The 12947-nt window shown below is 71.5% G+C and carries 12 protein-coding genes and 2 tRNA genes; 6 read left to right on the top strand and 8 right to left on the bottom strand.

Features of this window, described 5'->3' with window-relative positions:
• Nucleotides 1-67: 67 nt before the first annotated feature.
• The gene (locus tag ACTIFV_RS09155; protein ID WP_439592478.1) at nt 68-1354 is read left to right on the top strand and encodes an FAD-dependent oxidoreductase; all 1287 of its coding nucleotides are present in this window, start codon (nt 68-70) and stop codon (nt 1352-1354) included.
• Nucleotides 1351-1686 (top strand): hypothetical protein, encoded by a 336-nt coding sequence (locus ACTIFV_RS09150; RefSeq protein WP_439592477.1) that lies wholly within the window; start codon nt 1351-1353, stop codon nt 1684-1686. Before ACTIFV_RS09155 ends, ACTIFV_RS09150 begins: the two co-directional genes overlap by 4 nt.
• A gap of 46 nt (nt 1687-1732) precedes the next feature.
• Here the strand turns inward: ACTIFV_RS09150 and ACTIFV_RS09145 are convergent.
• Nucleotides 1733-1808 (bottom strand) — tRNA-Glu (locus ACTIFV_RS09145).
• 109 nt (nt 1809-1917) lie between these two features.
• Here ACTIFV_RS09145 and ACTIFV_RS09140 point away from each other — a divergent pair.
• Nucleotides 1918-2556 (top strand): MBL fold metallo-hydrolase, encoded by a 639-nt coding sequence (locus ACTIFV_RS09140; protein ID WP_439592476.1) that lies wholly within the window; start codon nt 1918-1920, stop codon nt 2554-2556.
• Between the two features lie 54 nt (nt 2557-2610).
• On the opposite strand, the gene ACTIFV_RS09135 is transcribed toward ACTIFV_RS09140, so the two are convergent.
• The 4 genes from ACTIFV_RS09135 to ACTIFV_RS09120 form a co-directional block, all read right to left on the bottom strand.
• Nucleotides 2611-2880, bottom strand: coding sequence for an HPr family phosphocarrier protein (locus ACTIFV_RS09135; protein ID WP_248149020.1), 270 nt, complete (start codon nt 2878-2880; stop codon nt 2611-2613).
• A 63-nt stretch (nt 2881-2943) separates the two neighbouring features.
• The gene (locus ACTIFV_RS09130; RefSeq protein WP_439592475.1) at nt 2944-4989 is read right to left on the bottom strand and encodes a PTS fructose transporter subunit IIABC; all 2046 of its coding nucleotides are present in this window, start codon (nt 4987-4989) and stop codon (nt 2944-2946) included.
• 37 nt (nt 4990-5026) lie between these two features.
• The gene (locus tag ACTIFV_RS09125; RefSeq protein WP_439592474.1) at nt 5027-5971 is read right to left on the bottom strand and encodes a 1-phosphofructokinase family hexose kinase; all 945 of its coding nucleotides are present in this window, start codon (nt 5969-5971) and stop codon (nt 5027-5029) included.
• Nucleotides 5968-6747: a DeoR/GlpR family DNA-binding transcription regulator gene (locus tag ACTIFV_RS09120; protein ID WP_439592473.1), complete on the bottom strand. Its 780-nt coding sequence runs from the start codon at nt 6745-6747 to the stop codon at nt 5968-5970. The genes ACTIFV_RS09125 and ACTIFV_RS09120 overlap by 4 nt, the downstream gene beginning before the upstream one ends.
• An 83-nt stretch (nt 6748-6830) precedes the next feature.
• Here ACTIFV_RS09120 and ACTIFV_RS09115 point away from each other — a divergent pair, with 83 nt between their 5' ends.
• Nucleotides 6831-7745 carry a phosphotransferase gene (locus ACTIFV_RS09115; protein ID WP_439592472.1) on the top strand — a complete coding sequence of 305 codons (915 nt, stop codon included), beginning with the start codon at nt 6831-6833 and terminating at the stop codon, nt 7743-7745.
• Here ACTIFV_RS09115 and ACTIFV_RS09110 read toward each other — a convergent pair.
• Nucleotides 7697-8533, bottom strand: coding sequence for a hypothetical protein (locus tag ACTIFV_RS09110; protein WP_439592471.1), 837 nt, complete (start codon nt 8531-8533; stop codon nt 7697-7699). The genes ACTIFV_RS09115 and ACTIFV_RS09110 overlap by 49 nt on opposite strands.
• Nucleotides 8534-8838: 305 nt before the next feature.
• On the opposite strand from ACTIFV_RS09110, the gene ACTIFV_RS09105 reads away from it, so the two are divergent.
• Nucleotides 8839-10476 carry a hypothetical protein gene (locus ACTIFV_RS09105; RefSeq protein WP_439592470.1) on the top strand — a complete coding sequence of 546 codons (1638 nt, stop codon included), beginning with the start codon at nt 8839-8841 and terminating at the stop codon, nt 10474-10476.
• 130 nt (nt 10477-10606) lie between these two features.
• Here ACTIFV_RS09105 and ACTIFV_RS09100 read toward each other — a convergent pair.
• Both ACTIFV_RS09100 and gltX read right to left on the bottom strand, forming a co-directional pair.
• Nucleotides 10607-10678: transfer RNA gene (locus ACTIFV_RS09100), tRNA-Gln, on the bottom strand.
• Between the two features lie 79 nt (nt 10679-10757).
• Nucleotides 10758-12272 carry a glutamate--tRNA ligase gene (gltX, locus tag ACTIFV_RS09095; protein ID WP_439592469.1) on the bottom strand — a complete coding sequence of 505 codons (1515 nt, stop codon included), beginning with the start codon at nt 12270-12272 and terminating at the stop codon, nt 10758-10760.
• 83 nt (nt 12273-12355) lie between these two features.
• Between gltX and ACTIFV_RS09090 the strand changes: the two genes are divergently transcribed.
• A complete protein-coding gene (locus ACTIFV_RS09090; RefSeq protein WP_439592468.1) occupies nt 12356-12946 on the top strand; it encodes a hypothetical protein in 591 nt (196 codons plus the stop codon).
• The last annotated feature ends 1 nt before the right edge of the window (nt 12947 follow it).

Below are 12947 nucleotides of genomic sequence, written 5' to 3'. Positions count from 1 at the left end.
GCGGCCGCGCGGACTCGACGGCCCTCCTCCGGCCCGGGCCTGCAGCGGAGCGCCTATCGTGAGGGGAATGGAGGCCTACGACGTCATCGTGATCGGCGCAGGACTCGCCGGCCTGCGGGCCTCCCGTGTTCTCGCGGGCGCGGGATGCGGCGTCCTCACCATCGATGCGTCGGACGCCGTGGGCGGCCGACAGCGCACCGATACCGTGGACGGGTTCCTCCTCGACCGCGGGTTCCAGGTCCTCAACCCCGCCTATCCCGCCATCCGGCGCTGGGTCGACATCCCGGACCTGGGACTGCGCCGCTTCCCGGTCGGCGTGCGGGTGCGGCGCAGCGAGCGTTCCGTCGACCTGCGGCATCCCGTCCGGCATCCGCTGAGCATCCCCCGCACTCTCGCATCCGGCCTCGTATCGCCCCGCGACGCGGCGGCGCTCGCGCGCTGGATCGCGCCGGCACTCCTGCACCCGCGGCGCATGATCGCGGGCGCGGACCGCCCCTTGCGGGAGGGGTGGAATGCCGCGGGCCTGCGCGGCAGGCTGCGGACCGAGGTGCTCGAGCCGTTCCTCGCGGGCGTGCTCGCCGACGACACGGGCGGGACCTCCGACGTCTTCGCGCGGCTGCTCGTGCGGATGTTCGCGATCGGCGCCCCGGGCGTTCCCGATCGCGGCATCGCCGCCCTCCCCGCCCAGCTCGCCCGCACCGCCGAGGCGGAGGGCGCGACGATCCGGCTCGGCGCGCGTGCGACGGGTGTACGGCGCGCGCGCGGTCGCATCGAGATCGACGTCGCGGGTGCGGATCCGCTGCGCGCGGACGCCGTCGTCGTCGCCGTCGGCCCCGAGCGGGTGAGCGACCTCGTCGACGTGCCGCGGCCGGCGACGAAGGGCCTGCAGACGTGGTGGTTCGCGGCGGATGCGGCGCCGACCGGATCGGCTCTCCTGGCCGTCGACGGGCGCCGGTCGGGACCGATCGTCAACACCGTCGTCATGTCGGACACGGCACCCTCCTACGCCCCTCCGGGCGCGCACCTCGTACAGGCGACGTGTCTGCTGCCCGGCGACCGGCGCGACGCGGCGACCGAGGCGCAGGTGCGTCGCCAGCTCGGCGAGATGTGGGACGCCTCGGCGACCGTGTGGAGGCTCGTCCGACGCGACGACATCGTGCACGCCCTGCCCGTGCAGCCGCCTCCGCTGCGCGTGACCGCGCCGTCCCGGCTCGCCGAGGGGATCTATCTCGCCGGTGATCACCGCGACACCGCATCGATCCAGGGAGCCCTCGTCTCGGGGCAGCGCGCCGCGGTCGCCGTGCTCACCGATACCGGCCGTTCCTCGACCACGAGACCGCAGGAGACACCATGACCGAGAGCTCGCACGTGCCCGCCATCGCGACCCTCGTCGCCGCGGACGCCGTCGACAAGCCCACGGCGCTCGCGACGATCGCGCGGGCCGTCGGGTCCGCCGTCGACGCCACGCGTCCGGCCCGACCTCGGGTTCCGCTCGCCGGCGGAGTCTGGGTCGAGATCGACATCCCGAAGTTCGGCGAGCCGCCGCCCCTCGCGATCGACGTGCACTCCCCCGCCGGGTTCGAGGCCGCCAAGCGGAGTGCGCTGGCGCTGTTGGAGGTTCTGCGCGCCGCGACGGACTGGACGATCGTGACGGATTTCGACCGGGTGTACGACGTGCAGGGATAGGCCGAGAACGAGAGAAGCCCGGTCCTGTGGACCGGGCTTCTCTCGTTGGTGACCCCAGCGGGATTCGAACCCGCGTTACCGCCGTGAGAGGGCGGCGTACTAGGCCGCTATACGATGGGGCCGTTCGCGACAACCGTTCGATTATGCCATGCCTGCCGCACCCCGGCCAAATCGACGCGGGTTCGGCGCGCACCCTTGCCGCGCTCCCCCGCGAACGCTTGACTCTCCCTCATGCGAGTCACGAAATTCGAGCACGCGGCCCTCCGCGTCGACCTCGAGGGGCGCTCCCTCCTCATCGATCCCGGATCCTTCACGCTGCCGCTCGACGATCTGGCGCACGTCGTCGCCGTCGTGCTCACGCACGAGCATCCCGACCACTGGACCAGCGACCACCTGGACCGCATCCGCAAGGCCGTGCCGGACGTGCCGATCTACGGCCCGCAGGGCGTCGCGAACGCGGCGGGCGGCTACGACATCATCGTCGTGAGTCCCGGCGACACCGCCACGGTCGAGCCGTTCACGCTGCGGTTCTTCGGGGGCACGCACGCGGTCATCCACGAGTCGATCCCCGTGATCGACAACGTCGGCGTCCTCGTCAACGACGAGCTCTACTACCCCGGCGACTCCTACTCGGTGCCGAAGGGCGTCGAGGTCGGCCTGCTCGCCGCGCCGATCGGGGCGCCCTGGCTCAAGATCGGCGAGGCGATGGACTTCGTGCTCGCCGTCGCTCCGCGCCGCGCGTTCGGGACGCACGACATGACCCTCTCGGTCGCCGGCCACACCATGCACCACGCGCGGTTGAAGTGGGCCACCGAGCAGGGCGGCGGCGAGTACCTGGCTCTCGCGGCGGGCGAGTCCACCGAGATCTGAACGACGACGAAGGGCGATGGATGCGGCATCCATCGCCCTTCGTCGTGTCGGACGCTACTCGGCGTCGAGGTCCGTCTCGAGGAGCGCGACGAGCTCGTCGAGCGCCTGCTCGGCGCCCTCGCCCTCAGCCTTGAGCGTCACGACCGTGCCGTTCGAGGCGCCGAGCCCCATCAGCGACAGGATGCTGCCGGCGTTGAGGTCCTTGCCTCCTTCGACGGCGATCGTGACGGGGATCTTCTTCTCCTGCACCGCCTGCACGAAGAGCTTCGCGGGGCGGGCGTGCAGCCCCGAGCTGCTCGCGATGGTGGCTTGACGCTCTGCCATGGGTTCTCCTTCTTCGGCGTTCCTGCATCCACTCTGTCGCATGCCGGCGACGGATGCGAGTGATCAGACGGCGACGGCGACCGCCGAGGACTCCTCGGCCTCGCGCAGCTCCTTCGGGGCGACGTACTTCTTCAGCGCGATGATGAGGAGCGCCGAGACCACGGTGCCCGCGAGCAGGGCCAGGATGAAGCCCCAGATCGGGTTGATCGCGAAGAGCACGAAGATGCCGCCGTGCGGGGCGTAGGACTGCACGCTGAACACCATGCAGAGCGCACCCGTCACCGCACCGCCGACCATCGAGGCAGGGATGACGCGCAGCGGGTCGGCAGCCGCGAACGGGATGGCGCCCTCCGAGATGAACGACGCCCCGAGCAGCCAGGCCGCCTTGCCGTTCTCGCGCTCGACCGGCGTGAAGAGCGGACGGGCGAGCACGGTCGAGGCGAGGGCCAGGGCGAGCGGCGGCACCATGCCGGCGCACATGACGGCGCCCATGATGAGCAGCGGCGCCGGGTTGTCGGCCGATCCTGCGGCGAGGCCGGCGACGGCGAACGAGTACGCCACCTTGTTGACGGGTCCGCCGAGGTCGAAGCACATCATGAGGCCGAGGATCACGCCCAAGCCGATGGCGGCGCCACCCGACTCCGTCAGGCTCGTGAGCCAGTCGGTCAGCCACACCATGAGCGTGGCGATCGGTCGACCGAGGAACAGGATCATGAGACCGGATGCCACGATCGAGCCGACGAGCGGGATGATCACCACGGGCATGAGGCCGCGCAGCCAGCGCGGAGCCGGGAGACGACCGAGCCACCAGGCGACGACGCCCGCGAGCAGGCCGCCGATGATGCCGCCGATGAAGCCCGCGTTCATGAGCACCGCGACAGCGCCTGCGACGAAGCCGGGGGCGATACCGGGGCGATCGGCGATCGCGAAGGCGATGTAGCCGGCGAGGGCCGAGACGAGGAAGCCCATCGATGTCGCGCCGATCATGAAGGCGACGGAGCCGAGATACTGGCCGAGGCCTCCCGCCGGAAGATCCCACAGCGAGTTCTCGATGATGACCTTCGACGCGTCGTTGGTCACCTCGTAGCCCCCGAGCAGGAACCCGAGGGCGATCAGCAGACCGCCGCCCGCGACGAACGGGATCATGTAGCTCACGCCCGTGAGCAGGATGCGCTGGATGTTCGCGCCCCACGACAGCGTCTGGGTCGATCCGCCGCCGGCTCCGGCGGCGGCGGCCGTGCCGGGCACGCGCGCCCCGTTCGGGTCCTTGGCCGCCGCGATCGCCTCGGCGATGAGCGCGTCGGGCTGCTCGATGCCGCGCTTGACGCCCGAACGGACGACCGGCTTGCCCGCGAAGCGCTGCGCTTCGCGCACGTCGACGTCGTTGGCGAAGATGACGGCATCCGCACCGTCGATGATCTCGCGCGGGAGCGCCTGATAGCCGCTCGAGCCCTGCGGCTCCACCACGAGGTCGACGCCGGCCTTCTTGCCCGCCGCGGTCAGTGCGTCCGCCGCCATGAAGGTGTGCGCGATCCCGGTCGCGCACGACGTGACGGCGACGATCTTCGCGGGACGACCGTCGATCGTGTGGCTGCTGTCGGCGGAGGACGGCGCCGAGGCGGCGGCGGCCGGCACGGCGGCGGGAGCCGCGGCATCCCCTTCGCCGATCGCGCCGCGCACGATCGCCACGACCTCGTCGTTCGTCTTCGCGGCACGGAGCCCTGCCGTGAACTCGTCCTGCATGAGGCTGCGGGCGAGCTTCGACAGCACGGCGAGGTGCGCCTCGGCCGCGTTGTCGGGCGCGGCGATCAGGAACACCAGATCCGCCGGCCCGTCGGGTGCTCCGAAGTCGACGCCCGGCGTCAGACGCGCGAACGCGAGCGAGGGCTCGGTGACGGCGGCGCTCTTGGCATGCGGGATCGCGATGCCGCCCGGAAGCCCCGTCTCGTCCTTCTCCTCGCGCGCCCACGCGTCGGCGAAGAGGGCGTCCGCGTCGGTTGCGCGCCCTTCCGCGACGACGCGGGCCGCGAGGGCGCGGATGACCGCGGCCTTGTCGGCGCCGAGATCGGCGTCCAGGCTCACGAGAGCCGGAGTGATGGTGTCGGACACGGTGACCTCCAGTGGTCGATGTGGTTTCGTGTGGTTTTCAGTCGAGTGCCGAGACCGGCACGTCTGCGGAAGGAAGGTCGAGCGGACGCGGGGCCTGCGTGCCGGCGAGGGATGCCGCGGCCGCCCCGTACCGGATCGCCCGGCGGAGACGCTCCTCGGGAGCCGCGCCCTCGGACTCGGCGAGCAGGTAGCCGGCGAGCGAGCTGTCGCCCGCGCCGACCGTGCTCGCGACGCGGATGCGGGGAGCGGCCCCGCTCCACGCGCCGTCGCCGGTCACGAGGATCGCTCCGCGCGCACCCAGCGTCACGAGCGCCGCACGCGCGCGGCCGGGCACGATCGTGCGGGCGATGCCGAGCACGGCATCGGGCAGATCGGGCCCGCCGAGCCCGCCCCCCGCGAGCTCGGCGAGTTCTTCGTCGTTCGGCTTGATGAGGTCGGGAGCCGCCCGATCCACGACCGCCCGCAGCGCAGCGCCGGACGTATCGACCGCGATGAGCGGCGCAGAGGCGCCGTGCGCCGCGCGCACCGCCTGGATCACCTCGACGTAGAAGTCGTCGTCGACCCCGGGTGGCAGCGATCCGGCCAGCGCGAGCCAGCGCGCCCCCGCCGAGGCATCCACCACCGCGGCGATCAGCGCGAGGGACTCCCCGCCGGTGAGGGATGCGCCCGGGAGATTGATCTTGGTGGTCGTGCCCGCGGGGTCGGTGATCGTGAGATTCGTCCGGGTGCGACCCGCGACGGGAACGCGACGCGCTGCGATCCCCGTGGCGCGCAGCGCCGCGTCGAAGGGATCGTCCGGTGCGAGCGGCAGGACCGCGATTGTCTCCCGGTCGGCGGCGGCCACGGCGCGGGCCACGTTGATGCCCTTCCCGCCGGCGTCCTCACGCTCGCCCGTCGCCGACTGCACCTCGCCGGGCTGGAGTGGGGCATCGAGCCGGATCGCCCGATCCAGTGCGGGGTGCGCCGTGAGAGTCACGATCATGCGAGCCACACCTCCACTCCGGCCTCGTCGAGCGCGGCGGCAAGGAGCGCGTCGGGCTCGGCATCCGTCACCAGCACGTCCAGCTGGTCGAGAGGCGCGAACGAGACGAGCAGCTCGCGACCGAGCTTCTCGGCATCCGCGACGAGCACGACCCGACGCGCGGAGCGGACGATGGCGGACTTCACGGCCGCCTCGTCGGCATCGGGTGTGCTCGCGCCGAACCCGGCCGACAGGCCGTTCGTGCCGAGGAACGCGACATCAGGACGAAGGCCCGTGATCGCCTGGACGGTGCCGGATCCGACGGCCGCCTCGGTGAGGGGTCGCACACGGCCTCCGATGACCGAGAGCGACACCTGCGGGACGGAGGCGAGCGCGTTCGCGAGCGGCAGCGCGTGCGTCACGACATCGATGCGCGCCGTCGTCAGGCGGGGTGCGAGCTGGGATGCCACGGCGGCCGTGGTCGTTCCGGCGTCGAAGAAGACGGATCCGCGGAAGCCCTCGCCGAGGGCGTCGAGGGCGCGCCGTGCGATCGCGGCCTTCGCGGGCGCGTGGCGCAGCTCGCGCTCGACCAGCGACGGCTCCGAGGTACTGGCGCGTTCGCTCGGCACAGCGCCGCCGTGCACGCGACGCAGGGAGCCCGACTGCTCGAGCAGGTCGAGATCGCGCCGGATGGTCTCGGTCGTCACACCGAATCGGCGAGCGAGCTCCACGACGCTGACGCGCCCCTCATCGCCGAGCAGTCGCTCGATGAGATCGTGCCGCTCCGTTGCGTACATCCTGCGCGCCCTCCGTTGGTTTCCCACACAGTACAAGGCATTGCAACATAAAACAAGACTTCCGCGTGGAATAGTGTCGATGGATGCCCGACAAGCCGGCCGCAGAGGTGCTCATCGACGAGGCTCTCGTGCGCACCCTGCTCGCGCAAGCGGGGGCCATGATCCCGGATGCCGCCTCCCGCGCGCTCGTGAAGACCTCGGAGGGCTGGGACAGCGAGGTCTGGCGGATCGGCGACGACCTCGCCGTGCGGCTCCCCCGCCGCGCCGTCGCCGCACCGCTCGTCCTGCACGAGCAGCGGTCGCTGCCGGTCATCGGTCCGCGGGTCGAGGCGACCGGCATCCGGGTGCCCCTCCCGGTGTTCGCGGGGTCTCCGTCGTCCGAATATCCCTGGCACTGGTCGATCGTGCCGTGGTTCGAGGGCGCCCCGGGGCTTCACGTGGCCCGCGCGCAGCGCACCGGCTGGGCCGAGTCGCTCGCCGCCGCCCTGGCGGCCCTGCACGCGCCGGCGCCCGCCGACCATCCCGTCAACCCCTTCAGCGGTGTGCCGCTCAGCCACCGCGCTCCGCAGGTCGGGGAGCGCATCGCGCTCCTGCGTCGGACACGCACGCTCGCGCCCGGGGCGATCGACGCGCTCGAGGCGGCCTGGCAGGCCGGTGTCGACACTGCGCCCTGGAGCCGTCCTCCGGTGTGGATCCACGGAGACCTGCATCCGGGCAACCTCGTCGCCGACGGCGGGAGGCTCATCGCGATCATCGACTTCGGCGACGTCACGGCGGGCGACCCCGCCTATGACCTCTCGGTCGCGTGGCTCGCCTTCGACGCGGACGGACGCTCCCGATTCAGTTCGGCCCTCGACGGACGCTACGACGCGGCCACCTGGGTGCGCGCCCGCGCGTGGGCCGCGGCGATCGCGATGATGCTCGTCGTCCACAGCGACGACGATCCCGACTACAGCGCGCTCGGCGTGGAGTCCGTGTCGGAGGTGTCGCGCGGCTGAGTCTCGCGCGCGGGCGCTTCGCGCACCCACACGTCGATCCGGTCGTCGCGCCCCACGAAGCGCAGCAGCATGCCGTCGCGGAGCTGATCGTTGAGGATGCCCAGCATCCCGGACTGGACGGTGAAGTCGACCACGGGGTCGAGGTCCTGCGCGGCGCAGCCGATCGTGAAGGGTCGTCCGCGCGACGACAGCAGCACGCAGGGAGCGCCGATCCGGCTGCGCAGCTCCCACACGTCGATCTCGTGGAAGTCGCCGAAGTACTGCATCGTGGACGGATCGCCGTCGAATCCGCGCACGCGCTCATCGAAGTCGGCGCCCGTCTCGGGGGTCGACGACTCCGGGACGAGCGTGGCGTCGGGCCGGTCGGCCGCGAGATTCACCGCCGAGAGCGCGATCGCCGCGCCGATGCCCGCGCTCGCGAGCGCGATGACCCACACGGGGATGACCCTCCACCACTGCTTGCGCGGGGTCTCGGCAGCACGTGTCCCCTGCTCCACCGCGTCGTCGGCGGAGGTCGTCTCGATGGGCGGAGGATCGAGGCGGGGCGTCTCGATCGGGGCGGCTCCCCCACGACTCGCGTCGTCGTCGTCCGGGCGCGGTCGCTCCCGCACGGCAGGTTCCACCGGCACCGACGCCGCGGGCTCGTGCTCGTGCACCAGTTCCTCGAGGGCGCGCAGTCGCGCCACCGCCGTCGGATCGGCCGCGATGTCGGCGCCCGGTCCGTAGGCGCGTCGACGCAGCTCCGCGAGTTCGCGGGACTGCTCAGACGCCTGCGGCCGAACCTCCATCGCCCCATTATCGCCGCCCCCGAAGATAACGGTTGATCACGGTTTTGTCGCCTTCACACAAGAAATCGAGTCTCACTCCCCGTGAGACTTGGTGCCACCCCCAGCACGGGTGTGGAGAACGCGGATGCCGCGGCATCCGCCTGTTACATTCGCACCGCTCTCACGACAGCGACCTTCTGGGGTCCGTGCACCAGCGACGGTGCACGGTTCGAGGTGACCGCGACCCGCGGTCCGCTGTCGACCGGCGTCAGTCGGTGCACCCATCCACGCCTGCGCGCAGGCGCGACCACCCTTGGAGTGACTCAATGACGAGAACCGAAACCCACGCGCACGGCCTGGGCATGCGCATCGCCGTCATCGTGCTCAGCGTTCTGCTGGCTGCGATGATCGCGATGTACGTGCTCACGACGACGAAGATCTCAGCCGGCGCCGACGAACTCGCGGCCGGCGCTGCGCAGGCCGACGACGGATCGCAGCAGCTCGCCGACGGATCGGTCCAGCTCTCCGACGGCGCGGGCGAGCTCGCCGCGGGTGCGGTGAAGCTCGATGCGGGCGCGGCTGCCGCAGACGAGGGTGCCGCGAAAGTGGCCGCCGGCGCGAGCAAGGCGTCGTCGGGCGCAGCTCAGCTCGCCGACGGCGCCGTGACCCTCTCGGCCGGCGCGTCAAAAGCCGCCGACGGCGCGAGCAAGCTGGCCGCGGGCAGCACGGATCTCCGGAACGGCATCAGCGAAGCATCGGCCGGCATCGCGAAGCTCGATGCGGGCGCGCAGAAGCTGGCGGCGGGCGCGGCGCAGGTGAACGGCGGCGCTGCTCCCCTCATCGGCGGCATCCAGTCCGTCAGCATCGGCGCGGGCCAGGTCGCGGGCGGCGCGGCGACGCTCGCCGGCGGCACCAGCCAGGTGAGCGCGGGGGCCGCCCAGGTCTCCACCGGTGCGACGACGCTCCTCGGCGGTGCGAACGAGGTCTCCACCGGCGCCGGCCAGCTCGCCGACGGCACCGGGCAGCTCGCCGCAGGTGCGTCGTCACTCGCCGCCGGCTCTGCACAGGTGGCGGGCGGCGCAGGTCAGGTCTCCGGCGGTCTCGCCGCGCTCCTGTCCGCTCTGTCATCGGCGCAGGCCGATCCTGCGCTCATCCAGCAGGTGTCGCAGCTCTCGGCAGCTGCCGCTCAGGTCGCCGGCGGCGCCGCCTCGGTGTCCGATGGCGCCGCGATCCTGAACAGCAATGTCCAGACGCTGAAGGTCGGGGCGGACTCCCTGGCCGGCGGAGCCTCTCAGGTCGCTCAGGGCGCTGCGCAGCTCTCGGCGGGAGCGAGCAACGTCGCCCAGGGCGCAGCGGACGTCGACGCGGGCGCCTCAGCGCTCGCAGACGGAGCAGGCGCGGTCTCGGTCGGTGCGAAAACGCTCGCCGCGAAGTCCGCCGCGCTCACGGGGGGTACCGCGAGCGTCCAGGCGGGCGCGACCGAGATCGCCGGTGGTCTTGCGCTGCTGAACTCCAAGACCGGCAAGCTCGTCGACGGGGGCGTGACCATCAACACGAAGCTCAACGAACTCGCCGCCGGCAACAGCACCCTGTCCGCCGGTGCCGCGAAGCTCGAGAGCGGTGCGAGCTCACTCGCGACGGGCACGAGCGAGCTCTCCACGGGCGCGACCGCTCTGTCATCCGGCATCTCCGATCTCGCCGACGGCGCGGGCGAGCTCTCGGTCGGCTCGCAGCAGCTCGCCGACGGCTCGGGCGAACTGTCGGCCGGGGCCACGACCCTCGCGGACGGCAACGGCAAGATCGCGGACGGTTCCGACCAGCTCGCCGATGGCGCGTCGGGCGCGGCCCCGAGCCTGCTTCCGTGGATGCTCGGAATCGCTCTCGCAGGGCTGATCGCGATCGGCTTCTGGGTCGGTCACCGGGTGGAGCACCGCCGCCGCGCGGCCACAGCGGTAACCGCCTGATCGACCATCACGACGCAGGGGCGTGGGCTGGAGCATCCAGCCCACGCCGCCTTCGTCACGTCACGGACATGGCCCTGCAACCGTGTCGGCGCAAACGAAAAACCCCCGGATGACCGGGGGTTTTTTCGAGCTGGGGTACCTGGACTCGAACCAAGAACAAAGGTACCAGAAACCTCCGTGTTGCCAATTACACCATACCCCAATGGCCTCGACCGAAGCCGTGCCGAAGATCAAGCTTAGTCGACTTCGACGGCGAGGCCAAACCCGGCGTGTCGGGTCGGTCAGCCCACGCGGGCCACGAGCGCACCCAGCCGGCGGATGGATTCGGCCTTGCCGAGGAGCTCCATCGACTCGAAGAGAGGGGGCGAGATGCGACGTCCGCTGATCGCGACACGGGGCGGGCCGTAGGCGACGCGCGGCTTGAGCCCCAGGCCGTCGATGAGCGCCGTGGACAGCGCCTCCTGCACCGCGGCGGCGGTGAACTCCGCCTCGGGCACGAGCTCGAGGGCGCCGACCGAGGCGACGAGCACCTCGCCCGCGTTCGCGGGGAGCGCCGACAGGGCGTCCTCGGCGTAGGTCAGCTCGTCGGTGAAGAGGAAGCCCAGCATCCCCGGCACCTCTCCGAGAAGCTGCACGCGCTCCTGGACGAGTGGGGCGGATGCCGCGATCAGCGCGCTCTGCTCGGGAGTGAGCTCGTCGCCGAGCACCCCGGCCGCGCGCAGGTAGGGCACGATGCGCGCGGCGAAGTCATCGGGAGCGAGCATGCGGATGTGGTCGCCGTTGATCGACTCGGCCTTCTTCTGGTCGAAGCGCGCCGGGTTCGGGTTGACGTTCACGATGTCGAAGGCCGCCGTGAACTCCTCGAGCGAGAAGATGTCCCGGTCGGGGCCGATCGACCAGCCGAGCAGGGCGAGGTAGTTGAGCAGACCCTCGTGGATGAAGCCCTTCTCGCGCTGCAGGAACAGATCGGCCTGCGGGTCGCGCTTGGACAGCTTCTTGTTGCCGGTCTCGCCGAGCACGAGCGGCATGTGGCCGAATCGCGGCACGAAGTCGGTGACGCCGGCATCGATCAGCGCGGCGTACAGCGCGAGCTGGCGGGCGGTCGAGGGCATCAGGTCTTCGCCGCGGATGACGTGCGTGATGCCCATGAGCGCATCGTCCACGGGATTGGTGAACGTGTAGAGAGGCTGTCCGCCCGCGCGCACGACGACGAAGTCGGGGAACGACCCTGCCGGGAAGGTCACCTCGCCGCGGATGAGGTCGACGTAGGTGACGTCGTGCTCGGGCACGCGCACGCGCCACGCGGGCTCGCGGCCCTCGGCGCGGAAGGCCGCCTTCTGCTCGTCGGTCAGCGTGCGGTCGAAGTTGTCGTAGCCCAGCTGCTTCGCCCGGCCGGCGGCCTCGTTGCGCGCATCGATCTCTTCGGCTGTCGAGTACGACTCGTACACCGCACCCGCGTCGATGAGCTTCTGCAGGACGCCCGCATAGATCTCACCGCGCTGCGACTGACGGTACGGCTCGTGCGGACCGCCCTTCTCGACGCCTTCGTCCCAGTCGATCTCGAGCCACGTCAGCGCGTCGACGAGCTGGCGATAGCTCTCTTCGCTGTCGCGCGCGGCATCGGTGTCCTCCACGCGGAAGATCATCTTTCCGCCCGTGTGCCGTGCGTACGCCCAGTTGTAGAGCGCCGTGCGGACCATTCCGACGTGCGGAAGACCCGTCGGCGAGGGGCAGAACCGGACGCGGACGTCGGCGCCGGCTGCGGTCGTGGTGCGGGGATGGGGTGAGGAAGGCATCCTCACGATTCTACCGACGCCGATGCGCGGACCTCTCGCGCCACGTAGGCTCGGGCACAGCAGCTCCCACAGAGAGGCACGTCATGCTCCGTCGAACTTCTCTCGCCCTGGCGGCGTGTGCCGCCCTCGCCCTCGCTCTCGCGGCGTGCGCGACGGATCCCGGCGGCTCCGCCACGACTCCCCCGCCGTCACACAGCCCCGGCCCCTCGCTCACTCCCTCGCCGGACCCGACCGATCCGCCCTCCGCCGCGAACCTGCCCACCGACTGCGCCCAGGTGGGCACGGCAGCAACTCGCGCGGCGACGGTCGATCAGATGACCCTGCAGGGCGACGGCGTGGGTTTCGTGCGTCCCGCGCCGCAGGGCGCGACGCTCGCCCTGGGCTGCGACTGGATCCAAGGCGACGCGACGGGGTTCCTGCTGCTGATCAGCACGACCGACACCGCCGCCGCCGACGCGGCGATCACGGACCTCGGCGCGCAGGGCTGGACATGCGGAGCAGGACCGCAGGGCGAGGGCGACACGTGCACTCTCACGACCCCCAACGAGCAGTTCCCGGTCGACACCGTCGAGACCGTCGTCACACGCGGCGACGTGTGGATCTACTCATCTGCCACCAACGTCGACGGCGCAGCGTTGCTCAGCGACCTGCAGACCTCGATCTGGGCATCCTGAT

The sequence above is a fragment of the Microbacterium sp. genome (genome assembly GCF_051860965.1).
GTDB lineage: Bacteria > Actinomycetota > Actinomycetes > Actinomycetales > Microbacteriaceae > Microbacterium.
Note: the sequence above shows the minus strand (reverse complement) of the source record. Positions and strands in the feature narration are given on the sequence as shown.